27 protein-coding genes are annotated in these 25,841 nt (G+C 59.1%); 15 read left to right on the top strand and 12 right to left on the bottom strand.

Annotation, left to right across the window (positions count from 1 at the left end):
* Positions 1–229 precede the first annotated feature (229 nt).
* On the top strand, positions 230–4,576 hold the full coding sequence (locus SynMEDNS5_RS07890; protein WP_186582880.1) for an autotransporter outer membrane beta-barrel domain-containing protein: 4,347 nt from the start codon (positions 230–232) through the stop codon (positions 4,574–4,576).
* 11 nt (positions 4,577–4,587) lie between these two features.
* Here the strand turns inward: SynMEDNS5_RS07890 and SynMEDNS5_RS07885 are convergent, their stop codons facing one another.
* Entirely contained in the window at positions 4,588–6,159 is a 1,572-nt protein-coding gene (locus tag SynMEDNS5_RS07885) for a glycoside hydrolase family 57 protein (protein ID WP_186585912.1), read from the bottom strand.
* 124 nt (positions 6,160–6,283) lie between these two features.
* Here SynMEDNS5_RS07885 and SynMEDNS5_RS07880 point away from each other — a divergent pair, with 124 nt between their 5' ends.
* Both SynMEDNS5_RS07880 and SynMEDNS5_RS07875 read left to right on the top strand, forming a co-directional pair.
* Positions 6,284–7,906 carry a 2-isopropylmalate synthase gene (locus tag SynMEDNS5_RS07880; protein ID WP_186582879.1) on the top strand — a complete coding sequence of 541 codons (1,623 nt, stop codon included), beginning with the start codon at positions 6,284–6,286 and terminating at the stop codon, positions 7,904–7,906.
* 4 nt (positions 7,907–7,910) lie between these two features.
* Positions 7,911–8,771: a carbohydrate ABC transporter permease gene (locus tag SynMEDNS5_RS07875; RefSeq protein ID WP_186582878.1), complete on the top strand. Its 861-nt coding sequence runs from the start codon at positions 7,911–7,913 to the stop codon at positions 8,769–8,771.
* On the opposite strand, the gene SynMEDNS5_RS07870 is transcribed toward SynMEDNS5_RS07875, so the two are convergent.
* The gene (locus tag SynMEDNS5_RS07870) at positions 8,761–9,150 is read right to left on the bottom strand and encodes a signal protein (protein WP_186582877.1); all 390 of its coding nucleotides are present in this window, start codon (positions 9,148–9,150) and stop codon (positions 8,761–8,763) included. The two genes, SynMEDNS5_RS07875 and SynMEDNS5_RS07870, sit on opposite strands and share 11 nt — an antisense overlap.
* A 15-nt stretch (positions 9,151–9,165) precedes the next feature.
* Positions 9,166–9,300, bottom strand: coding sequence for a hypothetical protein (locus SynMEDNS5_RS13120; protein ID WP_255440076.1), 135 nt, complete (start codon positions 9,298–9,300; stop codon positions 9,166–9,168).
* A gap of 72 nt (positions 9,301–9,372) precedes the next feature.
* Here SynMEDNS5_RS13120 and SynMEDNS5_RS07865 point away from each other — a divergent pair, with 72 nt between their 5' ends.
* On the top strand, positions 9,373–9,618 hold the full coding sequence (locus tag SynMEDNS5_RS07865; RefSeq protein WP_186582876.1) for a Nif11-like leader peptide family natural product precursor: 246 nt from the start codon (positions 9,373–9,375) through the stop codon (positions 9,616–9,618).
* A gap of 335 nt (positions 9,619–9,953) precedes the next feature.
* Complete coding sequence (locus tag SynMEDNS5_RS07860; protein ID WP_186582875.1) at positions 9,954–10,235, top strand: 2Fe-2S iron-sulfur cluster-binding protein; 282 nt, start codon at positions 9,954–9,956, stop codon at positions 10,233–10,235.
* Between the two features lie 13 nt (positions 10,236–10,248).
* Here SynMEDNS5_RS07860 and SynMEDNS5_RS07855 read toward each other — a convergent pair whose 3' ends face one another.
* Both SynMEDNS5_RS07855 and SynMEDNS5_RS07850 read right to left on the bottom strand, forming a co-directional pair.
* Positions 10,249–10,455 carry a hypothetical protein gene (locus SynMEDNS5_RS07855; protein WP_186582874.1) on the bottom strand — a complete coding sequence of 69 codons (207 nt, stop codon included), beginning with the start codon at positions 10,453–10,455 and terminating at the stop codon, positions 10,249–10,251.
* Between the two features lie 68 nt (positions 10,456–10,523).
* Positions 10,524–10,985, bottom strand: coding sequence for a hypothetical protein (locus SynMEDNS5_RS07850; RefSeq protein ID WP_186582873.1), 462 nt, complete (start codon positions 10,983–10,985; stop codon positions 10,524–10,526).
* 85 nt (positions 10,986–11,070) lie between these two features.
* Here SynMEDNS5_RS07850 and SynMEDNS5_RS07845 point away from each other — a divergent pair, with 85 nt between their 5' ends.
* The 6 genes from SynMEDNS5_RS07845 (at position 11,071) to SynMEDNS5_RS07820 (ending at position 13,789) form a co-directional block, all read left to right on the top strand.
* A complete protein-coding gene (locus SynMEDNS5_RS07845; protein WP_186582872.1) occupies positions 11,071–11,337 on the top strand; it encodes a hypothetical protein in 267 nt (88 codons plus the stop codon).
* Positions 11,338–11,464: 127 nt separating this feature from the next.
* Entirely contained in the window at positions 11,465–11,764 is a 300-nt protein-coding gene (locus SynMEDNS5_RS07840) for an MTH1187 family thiamine-binding protein (protein ID WP_186582871.1), read from the top strand.
* 67 nt (positions 11,765–11,831) lie between these two features.
* Positions 11,832–12,380: a hypothetical protein gene (locus tag SynMEDNS5_RS07835; RefSeq protein ID WP_186582870.1), complete on the top strand. Its 549-nt coding sequence runs from the start codon at positions 11,832–11,834 to the stop codon at positions 12,378–12,380.
* A 7-nt stretch (positions 12,381–12,387) separates the two neighbouring features.
* Positions 12,388–12,711, top strand: a complete 324-nt coding sequence (locus tag SynMEDNS5_RS07830; protein WP_186582869.1) for a hypothetical protein — start codon at positions 12,388–12,390, stop codon at positions 12,709–12,711.
* Positions 12,712–12,732: 21 nt separating this feature from the next.
* On the top strand, positions 12,733–13,134 hold the full coding sequence (locus tag SynMEDNS5_RS07825; RefSeq protein WP_186582868.1) for a hypothetical protein: 402 nt from the start codon (positions 12,733–12,735) through the stop codon (positions 13,132–13,134).
* Between the two features lie 64 nt (positions 13,135–13,198).
* A complete protein-coding gene (locus tag SynMEDNS5_RS07820; protein WP_186585911.1) occupies positions 13,199–13,789 on the top strand; it encodes an RluA family pseudouridine synthase in 591 nt (196 codons plus the stop codon).
* Here SynMEDNS5_RS07820 and SynMEDNS5_RS07815 read toward each other — a convergent pair.
* Positions 13,786–15,891: an HDIG domain-containing metalloprotein gene (locus SynMEDNS5_RS07815; protein WP_186585910.1), complete on the bottom strand. Its 2,106-nt coding sequence runs from the start codon at positions 15,889–15,891 to the stop codon at positions 13,786–13,788. The two genes, SynMEDNS5_RS07820 and SynMEDNS5_RS07815, sit on opposite strands and share 4 nt — an antisense overlap.
* A gap of 71 nt (positions 15,892–15,962) precedes the next feature.
* Between SynMEDNS5_RS07815 and folD the strand changes: the two genes are divergently transcribed.
* The 4 genes from folD to SynMEDNS5_RS07795 are packed head-to-tail and all read left to right on the top strand — an operon-like array spanning position 15,963 to position 19,814.
* Positions 15,963–16,844: a bifunctional methylenetetrahydrofolate dehydrogenase/methenyltetrahydrofolate cyclohydrolase FolD gene (gene folD, locus SynMEDNS5_RS07810; protein WP_186582867.1), complete on the top strand. Its 882-nt coding sequence runs from the start codon at positions 15,963–15,965 to the stop codon at positions 16,842–16,844.
* A gap of 53 nt (positions 16,845–16,897) precedes the next feature.
* Complete coding sequence (crtE, locus tag SynMEDNS5_RS07805; protein WP_186582866.1) at positions 16,898–17,836, top strand: geranylgeranyl diphosphate synthase CrtE; 939 nt, start codon at positions 16,898–16,900, stop codon at positions 17,834–17,836.
* A gap of 2 nt (positions 17,837–17,838) precedes the next feature.
* Positions 17,839–18,345 carry a divergent PAP2 family protein gene (locus tag SynMEDNS5_RS07800; RefSeq protein ID WP_186582865.1) on the top strand — a complete coding sequence of 169 codons (507 nt, stop codon included), beginning with the start codon at positions 17,839–17,841 and terminating at the stop codon, positions 18,343–18,345.
* Positions 18,342–19,814, top strand: coding sequence for an AAA family ATPase (locus SynMEDNS5_RS07795; protein WP_186582864.1), 1,473 nt, complete (start codon positions 18,342–18,344; stop codon positions 19,812–19,814). The genes SynMEDNS5_RS07800 and SynMEDNS5_RS07795 overlap by 4 nt, the downstream gene beginning before the upstream one ends.
* On the opposite strand, the gene SynMEDNS5_RS07790 is transcribed toward SynMEDNS5_RS07795, so the two are convergent.
* From SynMEDNS5_RS07790 to zwf, 6 genes are all read right to left on the bottom strand, one after another.
* Positions 19,801–20,487 carry a GAP family protein gene (locus SynMEDNS5_RS07790; protein ID WP_186582863.1) on the bottom strand — a complete coding sequence of 229 codons (687 nt, stop codon included), beginning with the start codon at positions 20,485–20,487 and terminating at the stop codon, positions 19,801–19,803. The two genes, SynMEDNS5_RS07795 and SynMEDNS5_RS07790, sit on opposite strands and share 14 nt — an antisense overlap.
* A complete protein-coding gene (locus tag SynMEDNS5_RS07785) occupies positions 20,487–21,080 on the bottom strand; it encodes a histidine phosphatase family protein (protein ID WP_186582862.1) in 594 nt (197 codons plus the stop codon). The genes SynMEDNS5_RS07790 and SynMEDNS5_RS07785 overlap by 1 nt, the downstream gene beginning before the upstream one ends.
* An 80-nt stretch (positions 21,081–21,160) precedes the next feature.
* Positions 21,161–21,511 carry an acylphosphatase gene (locus SynMEDNS5_RS07780; protein ID WP_186582861.1) on the bottom strand — a complete coding sequence of 117 codons (351 nt, stop codon included), beginning with the start codon at positions 21,509–21,511 and terminating at the stop codon, positions 21,161–21,163.
* The gene (locus SynMEDNS5_RS07775; RefSeq protein WP_186582860.1) at positions 21,460–22,857 is read right to left on the bottom strand and encodes a cobyrinate a,c-diamide synthase; all 1,398 of its coding nucleotides are present in this window, start codon (positions 22,855–22,857) and stop codon (positions 21,460–21,462) included. The genes SynMEDNS5_RS07780 and SynMEDNS5_RS07775 overlap by 52 nt, the downstream gene beginning before the upstream one ends.
* A 44-nt stretch (positions 22,858–22,901) precedes the next feature.
* Positions 22,902–24,185, bottom strand: a complete 1,284-nt coding sequence (locus SynMEDNS5_RS07770) for a glucose-6-phosphate dehydrogenase assembly protein OpcA (RefSeq protein WP_186582859.1) — start codon at positions 24,183–24,185, stop codon at positions 22,902–22,904.
* A gap of 42 nt (positions 24,186–24,227) precedes the next feature.
* Positions 24,228–25,751 carry a glucose-6-phosphate dehydrogenase gene (gene zwf, locus SynMEDNS5_RS07765; protein ID WP_186582858.1) on the bottom strand — a complete coding sequence of 508 codons (1,524 nt, stop codon included), beginning with the start codon at positions 25,749–25,751 and terminating at the stop codon, positions 24,228–24,230.
* Positions 25,752–25,841: the final 90 nt, after the last annotated feature.

The following is a 25,841-nucleotide window of genomic DNA, read 5'->3' as shown; positions in this document are numbered from 1 at the left end:
GCGGTGGCGCATTGGATTGCGCTTAGGCAGTTCGCTTGTTGTGGTTTAAGGCTTTGATCCGTTCCCGTTTCATGGGTGCATCGTTAACTGTTCGCTCAACGTATGCAGGCCTCCAAAGACGTTTCAGCGTCTAATACTGAGACTCAATCAAGAAGCTGAGTTTTGCACTACTGGGATCAGTAAAACAAAAAGAACCCTTTACCATAACAGATGAAACAGATGAACAAACGTGCGCCTTACTCAACTTCTGAATGCAATCAAGCATCCCATTCTGCTTGCGTTTCTTCTTCTTCTTGGGGAAAGTTGTTTTGGATTTGTTGGTGCGCAAGCTCAGGCAAAGCCGCCAGGGTTTCCTGACGGTCAAACACAGCCCAAGCCTGGTCCAATCACCAGTGGCACTGTGACCTTATGGCAGCTGCCAGATGATGCCAAGGCGATTATTCAAACAGACAGCGGAGATCTTTACGGGATTTATTACAGTGCTTGGTCAAATCCCAGCAATCAATTGCCGGGTGTTTCGGACTCTCAGTGGATTAATAAAGACAATCCATATGTTCCTTGGAAGGGGAATGAGGATTTGGCTAAAGAGCTTTCCTCGAAGTACCAACTTCTTAAGGATGATCTCTTAGTTAAAAGTTGCAGTATCCAAGATCAATCGGGTTCTAATAACACCTGTGTAGACGGTGTCGAGAATCTCTATCTCTATGGCTATTGGAACGGAGGTGGTTTTGCCTATGGTTCTGGAGGGGATGCTGCGAAAAGACCTACAGACACTCCTAATTCAAAGCTTATCAATTATTACTGGAATGGAGAGGTTTATCGAACCATCGCCTCGGATCCACCCTATCGCATACAGGCATTTTATGGATGCAAGGTTGGTGCAGGGCAAACGATTAGCATGGGCACAAGAATTTCAACTTCCGATTTAGGTGCTGGTGATCAGGACTGTTACGGGGAAGATTTCGTTGCCCCTATATTTACGGGTGGAGAATTGGTAGCAGGTGAAAGTGCTGATAATGTTTTAGGTCAGGATTTTTATGTTACTTATGGAACAAGTAACAAGTTTGCTAATGCCGGTGGTATAATTAATAATAATGGAAAAGCTTTAGCATTTAATGGGTCGTTCTCGTCTTTGGGTGCTGGTTCCTATGGCAACCTAGCCTTTACAGGATCAGGTACTACAACCTTAAAAGACCAGGTTTCTTTAAGGGGAAATCTGCTCCTTAAGGAGGGAGTATTGAATGTAGATGCCTCAAATGTCATTTCGGCGACCCCTTTGATTTTCGAGGATGGAGATAACACACTAACGGTTGCAAAGAATTCAGTTATGCGTGTTACCGGTGATGATTTGGTGATTGGTTATGGGCCGCGTAAGCCAGGGGATGGTAATGCGGTTCCGATTAATGATCTTGATAGCTTTGGAAAGGGTAACCATCGTGCATCAGTGATTGCATTTGGAGATGGAAAGAATATCTTGCAGATTGATCAAGGTGGTTTGTTGGTGGCCAGTTATGTGGGTATGTTGCCCTCGGAATTCAGTGGCAAAGATGGATATTCTCAGCGTTGCAAGGAAGGCCAGCCAGAAGTCTCTTGCTATCGATCAATTCCTCAGATCGAGTTTGGTAAGGGGAATGATTCCATCATAAACAAGGGCGTTGTCGTCGGTCCGGGTGATGCTTCTACGGGAAACGCATTAGACATTAAGTTGGGGAATGGCGATGATACTGTTTTAAACGAAGGCTATTTGGGTTGTTTGACCAGTGGAGCTGATGCAGGTGGTTATAATGGATTTAAGGGTCAAAATACTTGTGCTGATGCTTCTAGTGAAGTGAATGATGTGTTGCCCGAAGATTCTGATCTTTCCCGAAACTACACTGTAAATCTTAAATTTGAGGGTGGGAATGATCTTTTGGTTAACCGAGGATATGTTCGTGGCTCGGTCAATATGGCAGGCGGTGATGACACTATTGTTTCTAGTGGCGGTCTGCGTGGTCCGATTACTTTGGGGAAAGGCAGTGATGAATTGACGCTGCAAGCTGATGGTGAATGGATTGGTTCGGGTGTTGTCGATGATTGGATTGCTCTTGGTTCGAAGAGGGAATCTGATTCTGGTGATGTAAGTGATTTAAATAAGGTGACTCTTGTTGGCCCTGCTGTGGTGGCCTATCGTAATTCATTAGGTTTTGGTAGTGCATCATGTGGTACGACAAAGAATCCTGGTGGATACGGTTGCCGTTGGGAAAATAGTGCAGCTGGAGCTGGCTTTTCTTATATCGCGATCACTGGCAGTCAGGGTGATGATCAAATTGTCGTTCGTGGTAATGGGCGTTCAGCCAAGCCTGCTGAGATTTGGGGAAAAGTTGAGTTTGGGCCTGGTAACGACAGCTTGAGTGTTGAGTCGACGGGATCCTTGAGTGCTTATGGAGATCTCGACTTTGGTAGTGGTGATGATCGCCTTGTGAACTATGGTGCGATTGCGTTGCCTTCGGGCTCAAATGTGGGCTCCAAGCTGCTTCAAAGCGGAAGTATATTGATGGGTGATGGTAATGATGTGGTGATTACAAATTCCAATATTTCTGGTGCTGGCTACATTGATGGTGGCAGCAGATCGGGCGATGTTGATGAGGTTGTGTTTGGCTCTACAGGTGATGTGATTAATGAATTCAAGGTGAATAAAATTCGTAATTTTGAGCGGGCTAGTCAAAGGTCTGGCTCTTGGGATTATGACGGTGATTATGCTGCTGCAGGTATCGGAACGATGACAATCGAAGGCGGAATCATGCGGCTGACGGATTCCGGCACAAGTATTTTTCAAGATGTTGTGATGACTGGTGGTGTCATCTTTGCCGATATTTCAGATAAAGATAGTGCGCCTTTGAAGGCTCGCTCTTTTGTCTATACCCCAACTGAAGGTAAGGATCCTGGTCAGTTGGTCATCCAGGCAGGCTCGACAACAGATCCGGAAGGCACCTATCTCATTCTTGATGTGCCCGAGACCAGTCAATCGGAAATGAACGAGTTGGCTGCTAATGCAACTTTGAATTATGACGGAGAGGTTGGTGAATTTTCGGGCCTTGGTGATGCAAATGGAATTCAAGGAACTGCCAATTTTGAGGTCTACTTGATCGAAGGCAGTCTGAATGTTCAAGTTGATGTCAAGCCAGCTTCTGAAATTATTGACGGTTTGGATGATCTAGACCCAAGTGAACCTGACCTTGGCCTGGATCAAGCCGAGCAGGACTTGGTTGAAATTATTCAAGATGGAGGCGCTGGTTCGGAAACTGTGGATGAAATCTTAGACGATGTACTAGAAAACATTGATCTTCCTATCATCAGCTATGGCACCCTTGCCAAGTTAATTGTTTCAGGTTTAGCTCCACGCAATATTGACGGCGCTGGTCGTGGGATTGCGACCTACAACAACCTGCTGACGGATGTTGTGTTTGAACGCCTCCCCCTCCGTCAGTTTGACCCAGTGGTTGTTCAAGAGACCGTGGTGGAGCAGGAGGAGGTGATGGAAGAATCAGCACCTCCAGTGCGTGGTCTTTGGAGCAAGAGTGGTGAGCTGTCTGATCAGCAGGCGCAACAGGCTCTGGATCAAGCCATTGCCCAGGCAGAGGTCACTGGCGAAACCACGATTGAGTCATTGGAAGCCTCTGGTTTCATCGAAGACACCTCACTGACTGCTCAATATGCACGCCGTGACGGGGTGAGGGCTTGGTTCCGTGGCTTTGGTGGTGATGACAATGACAGCTACAACGACAACTTCTACAACCCCTATTACGTCAACGCTGGTGGCGGTGTGCTGGGCGTTGACGTCTCAGTCACTGACAACTTCCAGATTGGTGCCTTTGCCAACTACGGCAACATCAACCTGATTCAGCAGAACGCGCTGGCCGGTGGTGGTTCTTGGAACTCCGATGGTTGGGGTGGAGGCGTGAAGGCTGACTACTGGTCCGACAATTTCTATATCCAGGGTCTGTTCAGTGCCACTGGATTCAGTGGCAACCAGAAGCGGGAGATCATTGAAATCACAGATCAGTTGGGTGATGACACTGCTTCAGGTGACAAGAGTGCCACTAGCTATGGCTTGGCCTTCCGGATCGGTGCTCCCTTTGAGGCAGGCAAGTTCGTTCTCGAACCCCAGTTCACTACCACCTGGAGCTTCAACAACGAGCACCAGTTCACTGAGAGCGGTGCTGGTCAGCTGAACCTCACCTACAAGGAGCGCTCGACCACGTACGTGCAAACCGACCTGGCGATGAAGTTCTCCTATCCGATCAACACAGGTGAGACCTCTCAACTCGTGCCTTCACTGCGTGTGGGTTGGCTGGGTGACTGGAGCGGCAACCTCAGTGATCAAACCTTGGGGTATCGCTTCACCAACAAGGAGGCGACTATCAAGTCTGCCAATAAGGACACCAATGGAGTGTTGGTTGAAGGCGGTCTGGACTACACCATCGCCAACGTCAACAGCAGCTCCTACAAGGTGTATCTCCGTGGTGGCATCGAAGCCTGGGGAGGTGCGAGAGGGACTGACTACCGAGCCTCTGGTGGCTTTGAGTGGCAGTTCTGATTGGTTGCTTTTCAGCTGGCCACGCTGACCCAGTCGGCTGGCTGAATTAAGGGGAAAACAGCATCCTCGGCTTCTACGTCCTCCAGCCAATGCTCAGGCAGGTCTTCATGCCTGTCGATAGCTGACATTAGCCGCCAGAAGCGTTCGAGGTGGCGCTCGATCCTGTCTTTGGCGAGTTCGGTGGTGGTGCCGGCCCGCAGAATGAAGCTCCAATCGGATGACTGGGCCAATAGGAGCTCTCGGCCCGCCTGATGGAGCAGCCTCAGATCGGTTTCGCTGCCCACGCCGCGGCTGCAGCGCTCCACCATGGCCCGTCCGGCTCGGCTCCATTCAGGGATGATCCAGGCATTGGTTTCATTGAGCCAGTAATCGTGAAATCCTCCCCTTCCCCAGCTGGATGGGCACGGTGCACACAGCTGCAGGTTTGGGGTGCTGGCCAAGACTCCGCGCAGGCTAGTGAAGCGCACGCCTTCTGCAGGCCCTTGACGGAAGAGCTCCCGCAGAAAGTGCGGACCCTCAAACCACCAGTGGCCAAATAGTTCGGCATCAAACGGTGCCACCAGCAGTGGCTCGGTGGCCATGCCCGCCTGCAACCGCTCAAGTTGTTCCCGCCGACCCTGCAAAAAGTGCTTGGCATGCTCCTGCGTTCGTTGGCGTGCTTTCTCCGGTTGATAAGGGCATTTGCCATCAAGCCCCCCGCTCGGATCGCTCACTCGATGCAGCTTGAGCCCCAGAGGGCGTCCCGTGGGTAGGCCATGGGCCTCGATCTGTTCTGCGGGCAGATCCCAACCCAGATCACGGTGGAATTCCCGGTACAGGGGATCCCCGGGGTAGCCGTCCCTTGCTGACCACACCGGCAGGGTGGCATCGCTGTCGCGCCCGAAGAAGGCCACGCCTTGCCGGCTCACGATCGGGGCATAGACCCCGTAGCGCGGACGTGGCTGTGCGTGGAGCAGGCCATGGCCATCAAGCACCGCGTAGCGCAAGCCGGCATCCCGCATCCAGCGGTCCAGGCCCTCGTAATAAGCGCATTCCGGCAGCCAGATCCCCAGCGGTCGCTCGCCGATCAGGCGGTGGTGTTCCCGTACGGCCGTGCGCAGCTGGGCGCGCACGGTTTCTGGGTGTTCCCGCAGCAGGGGCAGATAGCCATGGGTGGCTCCGCAGGTGAGCAGGTCGAGAACGCCCTTGCTCTGCAGAGCCGCGAAGCGGCCGATGAGGTCGCCTTCGCAGGCTTTCCATGCCCTCAGGTGTTTCTGAAACAACAGGCCGAGGTCTTCAGCAGCTTCCTGTCGATCCTCGGGTGCTTCCTTCAGCAGCGTCAGCCTGGCCTCAACCCAGGCGGGAAACCGGGATTGCAAGGTGCGGTCGGCCAGGAGCGAGAGCAGGGTGGGCGACAGGCCCATGGTGAGCCGAGCCTCTTGCAAAGGATCGGCCGCCGCTGCCTCCAGGGTGTCCAGAAGCGGCAGGTAGCACTCGATCAGTGCCTGAAAGAACCAATCCTCTTCCAGGGACTGTGGTGCAGCTCCGCGCACGTAAGGAAGGTGGGCGTGGAGAACGAGCGCGAGAGCTCCGTTGGCCACCATCCCCCTGTGCAGTGGGACGAATGTACCCGGCATCAGGGCCATTTCCCTGGTTTTTCCAAGGTCCGCTCCCCTAAAGTGGGCTAACTCATAGTCATTCCGACTAAATCGCGTCGAGGCTGTTGCCATGGCCCACGATCCAGGCCGCGTTCTGATCTTCGACACCACCCTTCGGGATGGTGAACAGTCCCCAGGAGCCAGCCTCAACCTTGAGGAAAAGCTGGCCATTGCCCAGCAGCTGGCGCGGCTTGGCGTTGATGTGATCGAAGCGGGCTTCCCCTTCGCCAGCCCTGGCGATTTCGCTGCCGTTCAGCGCATTGCCCAGCAGGTGGGTGGAGAGCAAGGACCGATCATTTGCGGTCTGGCCCGCGCCTCCCGTGGGGACATCAAGGCCTGCGCTGATGCGGTGGCCCCCGCCCCTCGCCGCCGCATTCACACCTTCATCGCCACAAGCGACATTCACCTTGAACACAAACTGCGCAAGAGTCGTCAGGAAGTGTTGGCGATCGTGCCCGAGATGGTGTCTTACGCCCGCTCTCTCGTTGACGATGTGGAGTTCTCCTGTGAAGACGCCGGCCGCAGTGACCCCGAATTCCTCTACGAGGTGATCGAAGCGGCGATTGCTGCCGGCGCCAGCACAATCAATATTCCCGACACAGTGGGCTACACCACACCGGCCGAGTTCGGCGCCTTGATTGCCGGTATCGACCAGCACGTGCCCAACATCGGCGATGCAGTGCTGTCGGTGCATGGCCACAACGATCTCGGTTTGGCTGTGGCCAACTTCCTGGAGGCCGTGAAAAACGGGGCCCGCCAGCTGGAGTGCACGGTCAACGGCATCGGCGAAAGGGCCGGTAACGCGGCCCTTGAAGAGCTGGTGATGGCCTTGCATGTGCGCCGCCGCTACTTCAATCCCTTCTTTGGCCGAGAGGACGACTCACCCACCCCCCTGACGGGTGTGCGCACCGAGGAGATCACGAAGACGTCGCGCTTGGTCTCCAATCTCACCGGCATGGTGGTGCAGCCCAATAAGGCAATCGTGGGAGCGAATGCCTTTGCCCATGAATCGGGCATTCACCAGGATGGCGTTCTCAAAAACCGCCTCACCTACGAGATCGTTGATGCTCGCACCGTTGGTCTCACGGACAACCGGATCTCCCTCGGGAAGCTGAGTGGCCGCAGTGCGGTGCGTGCCCGTCTCGAGGAGCTTGGCTACAACCTCAGCCGTGAAGACCTAGACGACGCGTTCGCCCGGTTCAAGGAGTTGGCGGATCGCAAGCGCGACATCACCGATCGCGATCTCGAAGCGATCGTGAGCGAGCAGGTTCAGCAACCCGATGCCCGCTATCAGCTCAAGTCTGTGCAGGTGAGCTGCGGCAGCAACCTGCAGCCCACGGCCACCGTCACCCTGCTGGATGAAGAGGGCCAAGAACAGAGTGAGGCGGCGATTGGTACTGGCCCTGTGGATGCCGTGTGCCGTGCCCTCAATGCATTGGCCGGGGAACCCAACGAACTGGTTGAGTTTTCGGTGAAGTCCGTCACCGAGGGCATCGATGCCATGGGTGAGGTCACGATCCGGTTGCGACGTGACGGTCAGCTCTTTTCCGGCCATGCTGCCGACACCGATGTGGTGGTGGCCGCCGCTCAGGCCTTTGTGAATGCCCTGAATCGCCTGGTGGCCGGGGCCTTGAACCCGGCCCTGCATCCCCAGCGGGATGCAACTCCTTTGGATGCCAGCCCGACCCTCTGATCCGATGGCCCGTCACCAGACCCGCGCTGTCCCGGCGAAGGACCGCATCACGCTGCGCTCGGTGCTTCAGCTTCTGTTGCTGATCCTGCTGGCTTTGGTGGTGCTGGTGCCGCTGCTGTGGCTCGTGAGCACGTCGCTGAAGGGCCCCGCCGAGGACATCTTCACCAGCCCCCCGGCGTTGCTTCCGGCTCAACCAAGCCTCGACGCCTACGTGCGGCTGTTCCAGAACAACCCTCTCGGTCAATACCTTCTGAACAGCACCATCGTGAGCCTGGTGGCTGTGGTGGCCAATCTTCTGTTCTGCTCGCTGGCGGCCTATCCCCTGGCGCGCATGCAATTTGCAGGACGGGGACTGGTTCTGGGCCTAGTGGTCGCCACCATCCTCATCCCTTTCCAGGTGGTGATGATTCCGCTGTATCTGCTGATGGTGCAGCTGGGTCTGAGAAACACCCTTCTGGCTCTTGTGATTCCCCAGGCTGCAACGGCCTTTGGTCTCTACCTTCTGCGTCAAAGCTTTCTGGGCGTGCCGGTGGAACTGGAAGAGGCCGCTCGCATCGATGGCTGCAGCAAGCTGGGGGAATGGTGGAACGTGATGATTCCAGCGGCCCGGGCCGACCTGATCACGTTGGCGATGTTTGTGTTCATCGGAACCTGGAGCGATTTCCTCTGGCCTTTGGTGATCCTTGATGATCCCCAGTTGTTCACCCTGCCCCTCGGGCTCCAGCAGCTCGCCAGCAGCTTCTCGCTCGACTGGCGCATCGTCGCGGCAGGGTCAGTGGTGTCAATCCTTCCTGTTCTGATCCTGTTCGTGCTGCTTCAGCGCTTTATCCTTCCCAGCGCCAGTGGTGATGCGGTCAAGGGCTAGGGGCTGATGGATTCGTTATGACGGGATTGGGGATCGCTGACTCGTCGGCCGATATCCCCTCCGGCGTGGATGGAAGGGTGGCGTCTTGCCTGAGGGTCTCCAGCAGGCGTGCCTCCCGTTTGGCGTATTCATTCTGAAAGCTCTGCAGGCTCTGGATGTCTGTTTGCAGCTTCTGTTGACGGGTCTTCAACACGCCCAGCTGCTGCTCCAAGAGCTGCCGGCTGTTCACTTCTTCGCGTTGTTCCAGGTCTTTCACGCGATTCGTGAGGCCCTGCAATCGGATGTTTTGGTGTTGGCTGGCTTGCCAGAGCACAACGAATAACACCAGCAAACAGCTGAAGCCTGTGACTGGAATCAGGAGCAGGAGTCGCTCACGCATGTTGTTGAGCAGCCTCTAGTTGCAGCTTTGAACGGAAATTCCGTACCCGAACCCTGTGGAGTTCGAATCGCTGATTCCGTCGCCTTCAACGGGCGGCAGAAACGTGCCGGCAGCTCCGAGCAGCACCGAGGTCAGGCGTTGGATCGCCATGGATCTGAACTGGGTTGAAGCAGTCTTAACACCGTGCGGTGATGGAATGGTGGGCCTCAACATCAGCAGCGAATGTCGCTCCAAGATCTTGATGCCTTCCTACGCCTGCGTGAAACCGACGCGGCTCTGGCGGCCAGCTTGGCCGAGCCCCTGTCGGTTGAGGCTCTGATCGAGCTCGCTCGTGGGCATGGATTCCATATCACTGATGAGGATGTTTTCTCAGCCCAGGCCAGGGAAGAAGCTGACGCCCCGTCGGCTGAGTTGCAGCGCAGGATGGCTGAAGACTCAAGGCGATTGCGCCATTTCATTCAGGGTTGATTTTGTGCCCCTGTGCACCTTCTCAGGTAGCCCTGGACACGGATATTTCGAAGCAGAAACTCAATGCTGGTCTCAGGAATAAAGCTTGAGATGTCGTTCTGGAACGAATGGTCGAGAGGTCACCGGGCAGAGACAGCAGTTGAGTGTTGCGACGAGGCCCTGGTCCCCGCCCGCGATCAACGAACTTCATCCACAGATCAGGTGGACAGTCGTCAGTTCTTGACGTGGGAAGACCTGGTCGGCCAGCGTTGAACCTGCATCAGTCAGGGATCACGCACGCAGGGCTGATATCTGCGCCATAGATCACTACCAAAGAATTGATTGCTTGAAATCCCATGGCATCTTTCACCATCACTCTTGAAGGCGGAAAGAGTTTTTCCTGCGCAGACGATCAATACATCCTTGATGCCGCAGAAGAGCAGGGTGTCGACCTTCCTTATTCCTGCCGAGCCGGTGCCTGCAGCACCTGCGCCGGCAAGGTGTTGAGCGGAAGCGTTGATCAGTCTGATCAAAGCTTCCTGGATGATGAGCAGATGGGGAATGGTTACGCCCTGCTCTGCGTCAGCTATCCCATGGCTGATTGCACCATCAAGCCTGAGGTCGAAGACGAGCTCTGATCGCGCTGATTGCTCAGCGCATCTTCACCACATCAGGGGTCTGACCATGCACTTCGCCGATCCAGAGGGCATGGGTGATGGCCCCTTCATGGCTGTGGAAATTCCAAGCGGACTCGGGGCTTTCGATCGCCTCGATCTGCTGGCTTTGGTCATTAACGCGCAGATACTGTCCGCTGCCCCTGTGGCGCAGGACGTAGCGCTCCGGGAGGGAAGTTCTCATCTTTGATCCACTGAGACTTAATTCCGGCTTAGCCAGGCTCGCGCGTCCGTGCGTTGGCTTTCAGCTTTTCATGGGTTTTCATCCTGCAGAGTTTTTTGGACGTCCTGGTAACGGGCTTCCCGCATCCAGTTCAGGGGGGCGGGGAGTGTCAGGCGCTGCTGGTGGCCACCATCTCGAAACCATGGGTCCTCGCAGGAGTGGAGTGAAATGTCGGTGAGATCCCAGGTTTCGCGCAGGTAGCGCTCCACAGCGTTGTGATCGGCAGGTTCAGGGTTCTGCCAGTGGACCAAGGCCAGCTCCTCGGTTCTGGCTTCGAGGCGGGCAATGCGTCCATGGGGTGGTGCCTCTGGGTCGGGGTTGATGGTTTCGTTGAGACTTTCGCTGGCCACAAACAGGCGTAAGGGGCTTTCGCTCTTGCGGCCATCCAGGGCGTATTTCTTGAGATAAAGGTCTCTGGCCTTCTGGAAGAGGGGGGCTGGGGCGCAGCTCAGCAGGGCCTCGTAGGCGTTGGTGAGAACGTGGCTCGTCATGGCGTTGGGGTGGATGGAGTCGGCTTCCGGGATGGCGCACCCTTCGGAAGCATGGAACACTGGTGACAGTTGCGAAAGTGGAATAGTGCCCGACTCCAGACGCCCCCTGTATCGATTGGTATCACTGGACGGCAGCCCCCATCCAGTGCTGGATGCGCCGTATGAATCGATCGCTGCTGCGGAGGCGGCTGCCAGTCGTTGGTGTGAAAGGCAGGGACGCTCCCCTTCAGCTTCTGAGCAGGGGATCGGGCTTGAAGTTCAGACAAGCTGCGGCGAGTGGCGCACTCTTGGCTACCCCAGTGCCTGTCTTCTCGGGCATGGTGATCGCTCAAAAAAAACCGGAGCTCCCTGAGGAGCTCCGCAGCGCTGGGGTTCTCGCCGGCCGTGCCGCCCCCGCTGGGCCAAGTCTGGCCTGTTGCATGGGCTTGCATCTGTCTGGGATCCTGATTAACCATGACAGGGCATGACTGGAGCCACCGATGCGCGTGAGCGTTGATCTCTGCCTCGTGCCGCTCGGTGTGGGGGTATCCCTTGCGCCCTACGTGGCGGTCTGCCAGGAGGTGATTGAGGCTTCGGGGCTCGAGCATCAGCTGGGACCTGATGGGACGGCGATTGAGGGTGAATGGGATGCCGTGTTTGCTTGCGTTAAGGCTTGCCATGAGCGCTTGCACCAGAACGGGGTTCCCAGGATCCATGCCACGTTGCGCGTCAATACGCGCATTGATCGCGAGCAGTCCTTCCGGGACAAGGTGTCCAGTGTTCAGCGGCTGAATCGGTAGAAGAACCGAACCTTCGGCCTGCATGTGTCTCTGCTGTCTCTAATGAGAACAGGAGTGGGACTGATGGATGGGATTTGCGTTTGGTCGTTCCGTTGCGGTCGCGCTGGCGATGACCTCTCTTGCATCTCTGGCCTCCGGGCCAGTGCGCGCGGAGAGCTGGGATCGCATCGGCCGCTATGCCTCTCTGATCCGGCGTGCCGGCACCGACACGATGGTCGCCAAAGATTGCCCACCCTCGCTTCTGGGCGCGTTTCACTCGCAGCGCAACGCTCTCCTTCTTTGTGCCAACAATCTTGAGAACGATCCCAAGCAGATCTGGGTGGTGCTCGCCCATGAATCCGCGCACGTGATGCAGCACTGCCAAGGTGGTGCCCTTCTCGCCGACCATCAGATCGGCGATGCCCTGGAGGCCATTGAAGCCCGATCCAGAGCAACGCTTCAGGAACTCCGTCTTTATCACCAGTCGCAGCAGCGAGAAGAGATTGAAGCCCGTTTGGTGCAGGGTCTGCCTCCCAGGGAGGTTGAAGCACTGTTTCGCAGTTTCTGCGCCGATCGTCTGCCTCGGGGCTCCGTATCGGCTCCCCCAGCGATCTCCCCTGAAACTCCCAGAGGCTGAAGCAACCATGGACGAGCCATCAGTCACTCCCATCACCGCACCAAAACTGGATGACGCGGGTCATCTCACCTATCTCGGTAACGACGGTCGCTTTTATCGGGTGCTGGACCGTCTTGAGATTGATCAAGACGCGTCCCAGCGCGTGAGTGATGTTTTGCAGGCCACAGGCCCCTTGTTCGATCAGATCGAAGCGCTCTGCCACGACTGGATCAGTCGGGTTGCCGAGGGCGCCATGGAGCGTGATGAAGCCGTTGCGATGCTGCTTAGCACCCTGGAATCCGTGTTGCACGCCGACGATGAAGAGAGCGGCGGCCACGGCCCCTTACGGTGAGCAAGTTTGCACGCTGACTCCATGGGGCCCAGGCTGCGCGGGTATTGGTTGATGACCTGGATTGGGTTGCTGGCCAATCTCCTGGCCTTACCCGTGATCGCTTGGGGGGCCTTTCAGGCTGATCAATCCACAGGCCTCAAAATCACCAACATCACCCTGGCCTTTTCGCTGGCCTGGCCTGCGGCAATCGTGGGCATCGTGGCGGCGGCCGGACTGCTGGCGCAGCGGCGCTGGGGAGTGATTCTCACCATCGTGGCCCTGTCCATGGCCCTTGGAGGTGCCTTGCCTTACGGGATCGTGCGCCTGGTGCTCGGCCCCGAGGCCCGCACCCTCGGGTTTGCTTCAGTGTCGCTTGGGCTCTTGAACGTGCTGGCTCTTGTCTACTGGTGCCGTCCAGCCCATCGGCGCGGTGGCCGTTTGTAGGCCAGGGCTCTTGGCAGACCGCCTGCTGGCTGGGCTGCCCCTCGTTCTCGATCATCCACGTTGGATGGTGGTGGACAAACCGTCAGGACTCCTCTGCCAACCCGGTCTGGGTGCTCACAAGCAGGATTCGCTGATCAGCCGCCTTCAGCTGTCGTGCCCAGACCTACGCCTGGTGCATCGCCTCGATCGCGACACCTCGGGACTCGTGCTTCTGGCGAAGGATCCAGACACACACCGATTGTTGGGGTCTTTGTTCGCAGCGCGAAGGGTCAGAAAGCTGTACATCGCTGATGTTCAGGGACAGATGGGGACTGTCAGCGGACTGATTGATCTCCCTCTGGCTCGTCTGAAGCGTCAACCGCCCACCTATGGCGTTCATCCCGATGGGAAGGCATGCATAACGCTGTGGCGTCGTTTGCAATTGGTGGAGAACAGCACGCGTCTCTGGCTCTGCCCAAGAACCGGCCGATCCCATCAACTGCGCGCCCATCTGGCGGCCCTGCACCATCCGATCATCGGTGACCCGATCTACAACCCTGGATGTGCAGCTGAGGGGCTGCGGCTCAGGGCGATGGCCTTGGGTTTTCCCGATCCTGATCATCCCGGCCATACGGTGCGCGTCCGTGCTCCGTGGCCAGCCTGGACCCACCGTTAAGCCGTGAATCGACGCTTGGCTGGGATCGGGTAGGGAATGCGGCGATGGCGCATGCGGCGCCAAACCTTCACGAACGCCCGCATCACAAGCTCGAGCTCTGCGCGACTGAGGCCGCTTTGACGCAGCTGACCATCGCTGAGCCGTGCTTCCACGATGCGTTTCACCGTGGCTCGGGCTTCCGCATCGCTCGTGTCGGGTGGCAAGGAGCGCAGGGCGGCCTCGCAACCATCAGCCACCATCATGATTCCCGTCTCCTTGGAGCGGGGAGTTGGGCCGTGATAACGAAACCGCTTCTCTGAAATCTTGGGATCCTTCAGCCGTGCCTGGTGCAGGAAATACCCCATCCGCAAGGTTCCCTGATGCTCGGGAATGAAGTCAGCGATCGGTCTGGGCAGTCGGTGGCGTCTGGCCAATTTCAGGCCTTCATCAACATGGGCTTGCAAAACGCCCGCGCTGGCGACCGGATCATTGAGTTCAGTGTGGGGGTTGTGGTCTGTGGTCTGGTTCTCGATGAACCAATTCGGCGCATGCAGCTTGCCAACGTCGTGATACAGCGATCCGGTGCGGATCAGATCAACATCGGCACCGATCGCGCGCGCGCCCTCCTCGGCCAAGCTGCAGATCATCAGGGTGTGCTCGAACGTGCCTGGAGCTTCTGAGGAGAGCCGGCGCAGAAGGGGGCGTTCCTGGTCGGCCAGCTCCATCAGCCTTGCCCGGGTCAGCAGACCAAAAGAACTTTCGAGCAGGGGAATGACCAGGATTGCCAGCATCATCAGCAGCCCCAGCAACAAGGCTTCGGATGCCAGATCTCCCGAGTTGGGAAGCAGTCGGGTCCAGTCCTGTTCCACAAGGGATCCTGCAGTCCTGTTGAGGAGAAGCAGCTCCAGGACCAGCGCTCCCAGAGGCAGGAGCACCGCCAGTTGCAAAAGCTGGGCACGACTTCTGAGCCTGCCCGCCTGAAGGGCGGCCACGGTGGCTGTTGCCGCAGCGATCAGCAGGCGCCCCTCTCCAAGGCCCGGCACCGGTGTGGGCCAGAGCAGGCTGGCAACGGCCATCCACGCCAGGGCGCTGCTGGTTCCAAGGCCCTGGGCCAGCAGCAACGTTGGCGGCACGATCACCGCCAGTGGGCTCACGGCCGCGCCGAACCAAACCTTGCAGGCCTGGGAGATCAGCAGCAACCCCAGGGCCAGCAGTCCATGGGGCGCTTCGAGGCAGGGGCGTTCGCGGCGCATCACGAGCAGGAGAATCCCGCAGGCGGCGAGGGATTCTGTAAACCGGACCAGCCAGATTCCCAGTTTGGGTCTGCGGTTCACCAGGCCAAAGAAATCGAGAACGTCGTAAGCCTGGGAACTGATCGGTTCGCCCTTCTGTGTGATCAGGTCACCTTGGCTGACCTCGATCACTGGGATGCCTTGCTGGGTGATCAGCTTCTCGATCAGCCTTTGGCTGCGTTGCGGATCGGTTTTGAGATTGCTGGCCCCCTGCAAGGTGGTGGTGAGCAGCTTGGAGCCAAGGGTTCGCGCTGGCGCGTCGGCAGCTCCGAGTTCCTCCAGCTGCAGGGATGTGGCCTGACGCAGCTGTTCTTCGGCCAGGTTGTTGACCAATCCCTGGCTGAGCATGCGTTCCAGCGCCCGGCGCAGACCCATATCCCAGTTCAGGCGTTCTTCAGGTACACGTTCCTCAAGCCAGCCCTGTTCTTCGGTGCTGAGGTTCACTGGACCGATCCGTTCGGCATCATCGCTGCTGGCGACCCGTTCCAGCTCCCCCAGATAGCGCTCGAGACGCATGCGCAGCTGCTGATCCTGCTGGTTGTCGATCACCTGAACCAGCGTGCTCGGCACCAGGCTCGATCGTCGTTGCTTCAGCGCTTCGCTGTCGACCACCCGTGCATCTTTCGGTGCCACCGCGTCAAACGGCGCTGCCAGACCTGGTCGAATGTCTGGCTCCACCAGCCATGGCCAACTCGAGATCAGGGCCACCAGCAGGCAAAGCGCCAGGAGAACACTGCGTTGCAGGCGATTCCAGCGCAGCACAGGGCGGCGAGGAGATTCACTCCTGAGCCAGGACCTCCAGAACCTTGCTAGGGGATGCGAACGCAAGATTGGTGGATACTTTCGAATGAAACGCTAGCTCTGCCGGAGCGGCATGCTGGTTTCACGTGCATCAGTCGGCGATGGCCCTCAGATTGGATGGAAAAGCTCTGGCCAAGGAGCTGGAACAACGTCTGGCACAGCAGGTCCGCAATGGTTGTGCTCAGGCCGGCCGCCCGCCGGGTCTTGCGGTTCTGCGGGTGGGTGATGATCCCGCCAGTGCGGTGTACGTGGCCAACAAGGAGAAAGCCTGCGCCAGGGTGGGAGTGGAAAGCTTCGGGGCCCACCTGCCTGCTTCGTCGCAACCGCAGACCCTTCTGAAGGCTATCCAGGCGCTCAACGCCGATGCGCGGGTGGATGGAATTTTGCTGCAGCTGCCCCTGCCGGAAGGCCTTGATGAAACCCCTCTACTGGCAGCGATCGATCCTGATAAGGATGCTGATGGTCTGCACACACTCAACCTTGGCCGGCTGTTGAAAGGTGAGCCAGGGCCCCGCAGTTGTACGCCCGCAGGCGTGATGGCCATGTTGCGCAGTCAGGGCATTGATCCCTCAGGCAAACGGGCTGTTGTGGTGGGACGCAGCATCCTTGTGGGCCAGCCGATGGCCCTGATGCTTCAGGCAGCCAACGCCACAGTCACCGTGGCGCACTCCCGCACCCGCGATCTCCCTGCTCTAACCCGTCAGGCCGACATTCTTGTGGTCGCAGCGGGACGTCCGGAAATGATCGGGGCTGAGCATGTGGCCCCCGGTGCCGTTGTTGTGGATGTGGGCATTCATCGCAGACCAGAGGGTGGATTGTGCGGAGATGTCAACGCTGCCGAGCTGGAACCCTTGGTTGCAGCTCTTTCCCCCGTGCCGGGCGGCGTCGGTCCGATGACCGTCACCATGCTTCTGGTGAACACAGTGCTGGCCTGGAGCCGACGCCATCAGCTCGATCATGATCTTGACGACCTAGTGCCGTGATCGCGCTCATGGGACCTGCGGCCTGACAGAATCCGGCCAGCATCATGTTCTTCATGACCGCCACGGCGAGAAGCCCTGAAGGTGTCACGCCGTCGGGTGAGGATCAGGCAGGTTTTGACTTCGGTGCCTATCTGGCCAAGACCCGCGACATTGTCGAGCAGTCCCTGGATGCGGCTTTAGGTCCTGAGCGACCGGAGTCTCTTCGCGAGTCGATGCGCTATTCGCTCCTGGCTGGAGGCAAGCGGCTCAGACCGATTCTCTGCCTTGCAGCCTGTGAGCTGGTCGGCGGTGATGCCTCTCTGGCGATGCCGACGGCAGTGGCCCTGGAGATGATCCACACCATGTCGCTGATCCATGACGATCTGCCGGCGATGGATAACGATGATTTGCGCCGTGGTCGCCCCACCAACCACAAGGTCTACGGCGATGCCATGGCCATTCTCGCTGGCGACGCTCTGCTCAGCCGGGCCTTCGAAATGGTGGCCGTGCGCAGTGCAGGGCTTCCGGCTGAACGGTTGCTGAAGGTGGTGGCTGAGCTTTCCCTGGTGTCTGGAGCACCGGGGCTGGTGGGTGGCCAGGTGGTGGATTTGGAAAGTGAGGGTCGCGAGGTTGACCTGGAAACACTGGAATACATCCATCTCCACAAGACCGCAGCTCTGCTCAGGGCCTGTGTCGTGACCGGTGCCTTGATCGGCGGTGCCGATGCCAATCAGGTCGATGCCATGCGGACGTATGCCAATGGAATCGGCCTGGCCTTCCAGATCGTGGACGACATTCTGGATGTCACGGCCAGCAGTGAAGTGCTCGGTAAAACAGCGGGTAAGGATCTCATCGCCGATAAAACCACCTATCCGAAACTTCTTGGTCTCGAACCGTCGCGGTCTCGCGCACTTGAGTTAGTGGCCCAGGCCAAGTCTGCCCTCGAACCTTGGAAATCCAAGGCTCAGCCGCTTCTGGCTCTCGCTGACTACGTCGCGAGCCGGGACCGTTGACCATGCTGATTGCCTCGTTGAGCGCGCCGCTTCAGCTTCTGGACAACGCCTCCCTGGCCTGGGGGCTCGCTGCCTGCGGGCTGGCTCAGCTGTCCAAGCTGTTCATCGAGTTGGTCACCCAGCGCCGCTGGCGCCCGCAGGTGTTGATCGAAACCGGTGGAATGCCATCAAGCCATTCGGCACTGGTGACCGGTACAGCCGCTGCCGTGGGTTGGCTCGATGGATTTGACTCCCCCGCTTTCGCTTTGGCTTCCACGGTGGCCTTTGTTGTGATGTACGACGCCAGTGGCGTGCGGCGGGCGGCGGGGTTCACCGCGGAGAGAGTGAATGCTCTGCCCAGCAATCTCTGGGATCCATCCCCTGACAAACCCCTGAAAGAACGCTTAGGCCACTCCAGGCTCGAGGTGTTGGTTGGAAGCTTGCTCGGCCCAGCCATCGCTCTTCCAGGCTTGGTGTATGTCGGCTCGCCCCTGCATCTGGCCCACGTCCTGTCCCAGGCGTTCGGGTGAGCTCGCCCGCCCATTCCGCGCTGGCTCTTACCAGTGACCAGCAACAGGCCGCCGATGCCTTCGCTGACTGGCTTCATCAAGCCGATGCAACCGTCCCGTTCGTGTTGAGTGGCTTCGCCGGCAGCGGTAAGACCTTCCTTTCGATGCGTCTTCTGCAGCAGGTGGAGGCCAGTGGTCTTTGCTGGACTGTCGTCGCCCCGACCCACAAGGCCGTGGGTGTGCTCAGGCAAGCCCTGGCGCTTGAGGGTCTGCGCCCAACCTGGTATCCATCCACCATCCACCGCCTGCTGCGCCTCAAGCTCAAACGACAGGGTGATCGTGAGTTGTGTGAATCCACCGAGCAGACGGCAGCAGCCCTTGAGCACCTCGGTCTGGTGCTGATTGATGAAGCCTCCATGGTGGATAGTTCGTTGTTGTCGATCGCGCTGCAGTGCGCGCACACCTTCAGCACCCGGTTGGTGTTCGTTGGGGATCCGGCTCAGCTGCCGCCGGTGGGAGAAAGCGACAGCCCTGTCTTTGCCATGACGCGGGCCGTGAATGCCTGCCTGCGGCAAGTGGTGCGTCATCAAGGCCCCGTGCTGCAGTTGGCCAGTTGCCTGCGTGATGGCCGGTTGCCCTGTGAGGTGCCACCGCTTCTGGCTCCGGTGCTCACGGATCTGGGACAGGTCGGGGTGATGAACCGCTCCGATTGGCTCAGTCGTGCTCAGGAGGCTCTGCGACAGGCGGCAGCCTGCGATAACCCCGATGCAGCCAGGATTCTTTGCTATACCAATCGCAGGCTTGAGGTGCTGGTCCCCCACGCGCGCCGGGCGATTCATGGCGAGATGGCCGATCAGATGGCGGTATTGCCTGGCGAGGTGCTGATCACCCGCACCGCGGTGATGGCCCCCGCCTCACGGGATGGTGGCGAGACCGGAGAGGAGCCCGATCTGGTGCTGGGTTCCAATCGTGAACTCGTGGTGGAGGATGTCGCCCCTGAACGCTTTGACCTGGCGGAGTTCGGCGTCGCCGGCGATGCCCAGCTCTCGTTGGCTGGTCTTGGTGCACCTGTGATTGAAACCCTTAATGCACGGGTGCGTAGCGGGGAGCTCGAACTCAATCTGCGCCTGCAGCCGCCTGCCGGCACCCCAGCCAGGCAGCAGCTGGATGCCCTGCTCCAGCAGTTGCGAACCCAGGCCCGTGACGCTGGTAAGCAAGGGGGACGTCCGCTCTGGCGCCGGTATTTCTTGGTGCGTGATGCGTTCGCTTCGCTGGGACCTGCGGCTGTACTGACCGTGCATCGCAGCCAAGGCAGCAGTTTTGGCGAGGTTTACGTCGCAGATGATGTGTTCTGGCCTCAAGACCTTGATCTGCGCAGGCAGCTTGTTTACGTGGCAGTCAGCAGGGCCCGTCAGGGCGTTTGGATGGCAGGTCGCACTGGTTCTGAAGGGGCCACGCAACGTTGGGCCAAAGCCCTCAGAGCAGGCTGAGACCGCTGATTCCCTGCCATCCCAGATAGCCCCCCAGGCCCAGGCTGACGCCTCCCACCACCAGTCCGCCTCGGGCAAACAGCACTTGCTTGCCTTTCTCCAGGATTGGAATCACCTTGTCCCGTCCGATGATCACGGCGATCAGTGGGGCCAACAGAAAAAGGCTGGCCCCAAGCGTGAAGGCCGCCAATCCCACGATCTCCTGCCAGGTGGGCAACTGGGCTGCGAGAACAACGCCTGCCGACTTGGCAAAGAGCACGAGGTCGTCGGGACTGATCACCTCCCCCGCTGCGCCAAGGAGCAGGAGAAGCGGCAATGGCATGGCCACAAAGCGGTCGATGCTGGTGGTCCAGGCTGGTGGTTCGGCTCCATCGGCAAAGGAACGCAGCAGCTCCCTGCCACCGATGGCGACCAAGGCTCCTCCCGCCAGCAGGTCAAGGCCCGTGCGGTGATGAGAGCCGTGGCTCATATCGAGAACAAGGGTGTGGCCCACCGTCACCAGCAGGGTTGCGGTGAGCAGTGTGGTGACCACCCATCCCGCAACAAACCAGCCGCCGCGGCGCAGGGGTTGGGGGCCCAGCAACAGGAGCAGCAGAACGGCAATGTGGATTGGTGAAAGGCCGATGCCTGTGCCGTAGGCCAGCAGTTCTGCCCAGAGAGTGGTGTCGCTCATCAGAACCGGCCGTCGACCGGAGCATTCCAACGAACGATCGCACGGTTTTCGCGCTCGAATCCCAGCACGCAGATGCTTCCTGTACTGAGCTTCAACAGGCTGCCACCCACAGCACCCAGACCAAGCCAGGTCCCAGCCAGCGACCGCAGCAGATGTCCATGGGCGAACAGAGCAACATCCCCTGGTTCGGAGACTTCCAGGGCGCGTTGGATGGCGATTTCGCAGCGCTTCTGCACGGCCTCAGCATCCTCCCCGTTGGGGCAACCATGGCTCCAGACGGTCCAACCCGGCACCGTCTTGCGGATCTCCGGCGTGGTGACCCCCTCGTAGTCGCCGTAATTCCATTCCAGCAGTTCCTCCATCACCTGGACTTGATCCCCAAGGCCGCCCAGTTCACAAGTGCGACGGGCGCGTTGCAACGGCGATGTGAAGACTGCCGCGAAGGGCTGCGCCTTCAGCACCGGTGCCAGCCGACGTGCTTCCTCCTCTCCCTCAGGAAGCAGGGGAAGGTCGGTGTTGCCGGTGTGGCGTCCGTTCTTGGCCCATTCCGTGGCGCCATGGCGCAAGAGCCAGAGCTGACGATGTTCGGCCATAGGTCACTGGTGACGACTTAACGGGATTGTGACCAGCAGCGCCACCAATGGAGGTGTTGCCGGTGTCATCCCAGTGCAGGTCAGTTGCGGATTTCGAACCAGTCCGCCCCTGTGATGGGCATCTGTGAGGGCCTCACCAGGCTCACCTGCGCGTCGGTGGGACCGCGTTCACACCAAAGCCGCAAGTCACTGAGCGCCATGGGAGTTCCTTCTGCTTGCACCTCCACCCGGCCATCGGGAAGGTTGCGAACCCAGCCGCTCAGGCCAAGATCCATGGCGCGACGGCAACACCCTTGCCTGAATCCAACACCTTGAACCTTCCCCTCTACGAGGAAGCGCCAGCGTTCCTTCAAGATTGTGGGCTTGTGTTTGCCTCGATTCAGGAAACGGCCGCCTTCCGCGTCGCCGCGGTTTCGAGAGCGGCGCGCCATCGGCATGAGGTCGTCGAGGAGCCGGCCCAGTGGAGGTGTACCCAGCTTGCGTGCAGGGTCGGAAGGCTCCATCCCTCGTCTCTCCGCGAGATTTTCCACCCATCAACCTGCCATAAGGGTTTCGCCTTTCCCAAGAAATCTCCGGATTCTTTGCTCAATTGCCACCGGTGGAACTCATGCCCTTTCAAACGTTCCCCTGCGCGCAGAATCAAGCCATCCTGCGCTGCGGACAGCGTTCGATAGCCCACCTGCAACGCTCCTCGTTCTGCCCTGAAGGGCAACACGCCAGCCATCGGATGGTGAGTCCCCTCCGCGTCACTCAGTGACTCACCCAGCATCAGCATGCCGCCGCATTCGGCATAGAGGGGCTTCTGGGCGATCCACTGCTGCAGGGCCGAGAGGCTGCGCTGGCATTGGCTGAGCGACTCTGCATGCAGTTCTGGAAATCCACCCGGCAGCACCAGTCCCAAGGCTTGGGGCGGTGGCGGCTCATCCGCCAATGGGCTCCAAGGAATCACAGGCATGGCCATGGCTTCCAGGCATTCCTGCATTTCCGGGTAACGAAAGTGAAAGGCCTCGTCCTGGGCGACCGCCACAGGCATGGGAGCGCGTTTGGGCTGCTGTTCCAGGACCGGGGCCAGAACGGTTTGGATGGGATCCGAGCCGGCGGCAGGTGCCCTCAGTAACGGTTCAAATCTCTGCAGATCCAGATGGGAGGACGCCAGCGCTGCCCAGCGACCGATCCGCTCCTGCATCGGTCCGAGCTCATGGGCTGGAGCCAGGCCGAGGTGTCGGCTGGGAAGACTCAGACTCGCGTCCTTTGGCAGGATTCCCAGACAGGGAACATTGATCTCGTCGAGCACGCTCTCCAGAAGCTCTCGATGGCGCTGGCTGGACACCCGGTTGAGCACGACCCCCGCAAAGTTCACGCGCGGTTCCAGGCTCTGAAACCCGCGCACCACTGCCGCCAGGGATCGGGCCTGCCTGCCGGCATCCACCACCAGCACCACAGGCAGGTTCAGATGCCTTGCCACAGCAGCTGTGCTCCCGTCGGAGCTGGCTCCGATGCCGTCGAACAGACCCATCACGCCTTCGACGACGGCCATGTCGCACCGTCCGCCAAACCCTCGGAAACTGAGATCCACCCACTCCTTTCCGCAGAGGGTGAGGTCGAGATTCCTGCAAACTCTGCCTGCACTGAGGCTGAGGAGCTGGGGATCGAGATAGTCCGGCCCCACCTTGAAGGGCTGGATGCTCTTCCTCAGACGACGCGCCCAGGCGATCAGGCAGAGAGTGAGCAGGGTTTTGCCACTGCCGCTGGCCGGAGCAGCGATCACACAGGCCATGAACTGAGCGGAACAGCGGAACGTGGGTCCCGCTCAGCGGGACATCAGATGATCAGCTTGGCAGCCAGAGGGGCAGCGGCTTCCAGCAGCGGATTGGTGGAGTCATGCCCACCCTCGAGCAGCTTGGCCACATCGGCCTCGACAGGCATGGGCTGAACCGCAACCACTTCTTCGATCAGCTCCATGCTCGCCATCCCACCGGCTTCAAGGCGCATGCAGCCCCCCGATTCCGCACAGAGGATCACGCAGATCGCAGGTTTGTCCTCGGGTTTACAGATCAGGCGCAGCCCCACGATCTGGCCAGGGTGAATACTGGGCTGCCCCATGGGCACTGGCGAGACGCGCCCTTGCACCGCTACGCCATCCGCTCTCACAAATTCAGCACTGATGCTGTGGTCGTCGTGATGCTGGGTGCGTTGCAGCTGCCATCCCAAACGATCAGCGATCCAGCTGGCCAACAGGAGGCCCTGAACCGGATGGTCTCCTTCCACGTCGATGTCCAGCTGCACCACGTGGCTGAGGGCATTGCGACGATTCGGCGGATCGAACACCATCGCCAGGGTTTGATGCCAGCTCCCGAGCCTCAGCCAATTGAGGTCGTTGACGGCCTGGCCGCTTTCGATCCTCGTTGCCAGCAGATTCAGGCAGAACCCGGGGTCTCCCAGTGCTGAATCAATAATCAGGCGTCGGGGAGTGCCTGCGAGCTGCATCAGGAGTTCGGGTGCCTCATCGAGGGCACCGTTCCACCACACCCAGGAGGGCAGATCCTCAGGAAGCAGCGGTTGCAGGATGGAGAGGCCGTCTTCTAGTAACGGTTGGCCCCCGCGCAGAACCACAACATCACCGCAGGCAACGGTTCCACCCCCCTCCTCAGGCAGTGGGCAGTAAGCGGCAACAAGGGTTTCCAAGCCCTGCTGGTCATCCAGGCTTGGGGCCAGGGTGATCAGCCGACGTGGCCTGAGGGCGCTGAGGGCTGCATCGATGTGCTGGCCCCTGAGGTCATCAGCTTGCTGGGATCCATCCATGCTGCTCAGGCACGCTGCCACCGGAGCGGTGAGCGGTGAGGTACTCAAGGGCAGATCCCCATCCACCACGGCCTGGCGACCGGCCTGAATCAGTTCGGCACGCTGTACCCCGGTGATTGGTCCTTCGAGCCGACCGGTACGGACCAGCTGCTGTTCCACCCAGGACGGTTGCCAGATCAGCAGACAGAACGTATGGGATCCAACGCCCCCCTGTTGGTCGCGTGACCAGAGCTGTTCCAGGTAGCTGGGGACCTCCGCGGGGGGGAGTTCCAGGGGGGTCTGAAGCGTGAGCTGGGGTGACATGGTTCAGCTGGTGGGGAAGGGATGGGTGTCTGTCGAGAACAATCAGGGACGGCGCCAGAGCAGGCCATCGCGGGCCATCAGAGCGTCAGAGGCTGCGGGCCCCCAGGTTCGTGACTCATAGGGATGAATCGGCAGCTGCCAGGGGCTGTCTTCAATGAGCTCAAGCAGGGGTGTGTAGAGACGCCAGGCGGCCTCCACTTCATCACTGCGGGTGAACAGGGTGGGGTCGCCGAGCATCGCATCGGCAAGAAGACGCACATACCCCTCGTCGGAGGGTTCCCCGAAGGATTCGTCGTAAGAGAATTCCATTTCCACAGGGCGGCTGCGCATTCCTGATCCGGGGGACTTCACCTCGAAACGGAATTCAGCACCCTCGTCGGGTTGGATGCGCAGGATCAGCTGGTTCGCGGTGGGACCGCCGCCTGCGGCATCAAACAAGTGAACCGGCGCTTCCCGGAAGGTGAGGACCACTTCGCTGAGACGTTTCGGCAGCCGCTTGCCGGTGCGCACATAGAACGGCACCCCTTGCCACCGCCAGTTATCGATGAACAGCTTCATGGCCACGTAGGTCTCTGTGGTGCTGTTGGAATCCACCCCCGGCTCCTGTCGATATCCGGCAAGGGGGTTCTCCTGGGTGCCACCCGGGCCGTACTGCCCGCGAATACAGCAATTCCAGGGCTCGTTTTCATCCGCCAGGCGGGCTGCCTGCAGCACCTTGGCTTTCTCGCTGCGAATGGCCTCGGGGTCGAAACGGCCCGGTGTCTCCATGGCCGTGATCGCCAACATCTGCGTCAGGTGGTTCTGCACCATGTCGCGCAGTGCACCGGAGGTTTCGTAGTAACCGGCACGCTCTTCTACGCCGACGGTTTCAGCCGCTGTGATCTGAACGCTGGAGATGTAATTCCGGTTCCAGATCGGTTCGAAAATGGTGTTGGCGAAGCGCAGAACCATGATGTTCTGCACCGTTTCCTTGCCCAGATAGTGGTCGATGCGGAAGATCTGATTCTCCTGGCCACAGCTTTGAACGATGCGATTCAGAGCCTGGGCGCTGCCGTAGTCCCTTCCGAAGGGCTTTTCAATCACCACACGGCTGCGTTGGGGATCCTTCAGCAGACCGGCATCGGCCAGTGCCCGACAGCCACTGCCGTAGAACTTCGGTGAGACCGACAGATAGAAGGTGCGGTTGCTGCGTGTAGCCCTAAGACGGTCGATGCTGTCGAGCCGGTGACCGAGTTTCACCAGATCCTCGGGCTGCTGGAGATCCACCGGCTCGTAGAACATGCCAGCTGCAAACTGGTCCCATGCCACGCGGTTCTCGTTCACCGTCTTCTCCATGGCCTGGGCCATTTTCTGACGGAACTCTTCATCGCTCCAGGGCCGACGGGCGCAGCCAAGAAGGGCGAATTCGCTCGGCAAGCGTCGCTGCAGGAAGAGCTCGAATAACGCTGGGACGAGCTTCCGATGGGTGAGGTCTCCGCTCGCACCGAAGATCACAAGGCACTGGGGTGCGATCACTCGCTCCTGACGCAGTCCGACCCTCAGCGGGTTCGTCATCGTTGCGCTCATGGCACAGATCGTTCTGACGCAGGTTTAACCAGGAATTTCCGTCCTGACAGTGCTCTAGAACAACCCGCCATGTTTTTGTTGCTGGCTTTT

Source organism: Synechococcus sp. MEDNS5 (assembly GCF_014279875.1).
GTDB lineage: Bacteria > Cyanobacteriota > Cyanobacteriia > PCC-6307 > Cyanobiaceae > Synechococcus_C.
Note: the sequence above shows the minus strand (reverse complement) of the source record. Positions and strands in the feature narration are given on the sequence as shown.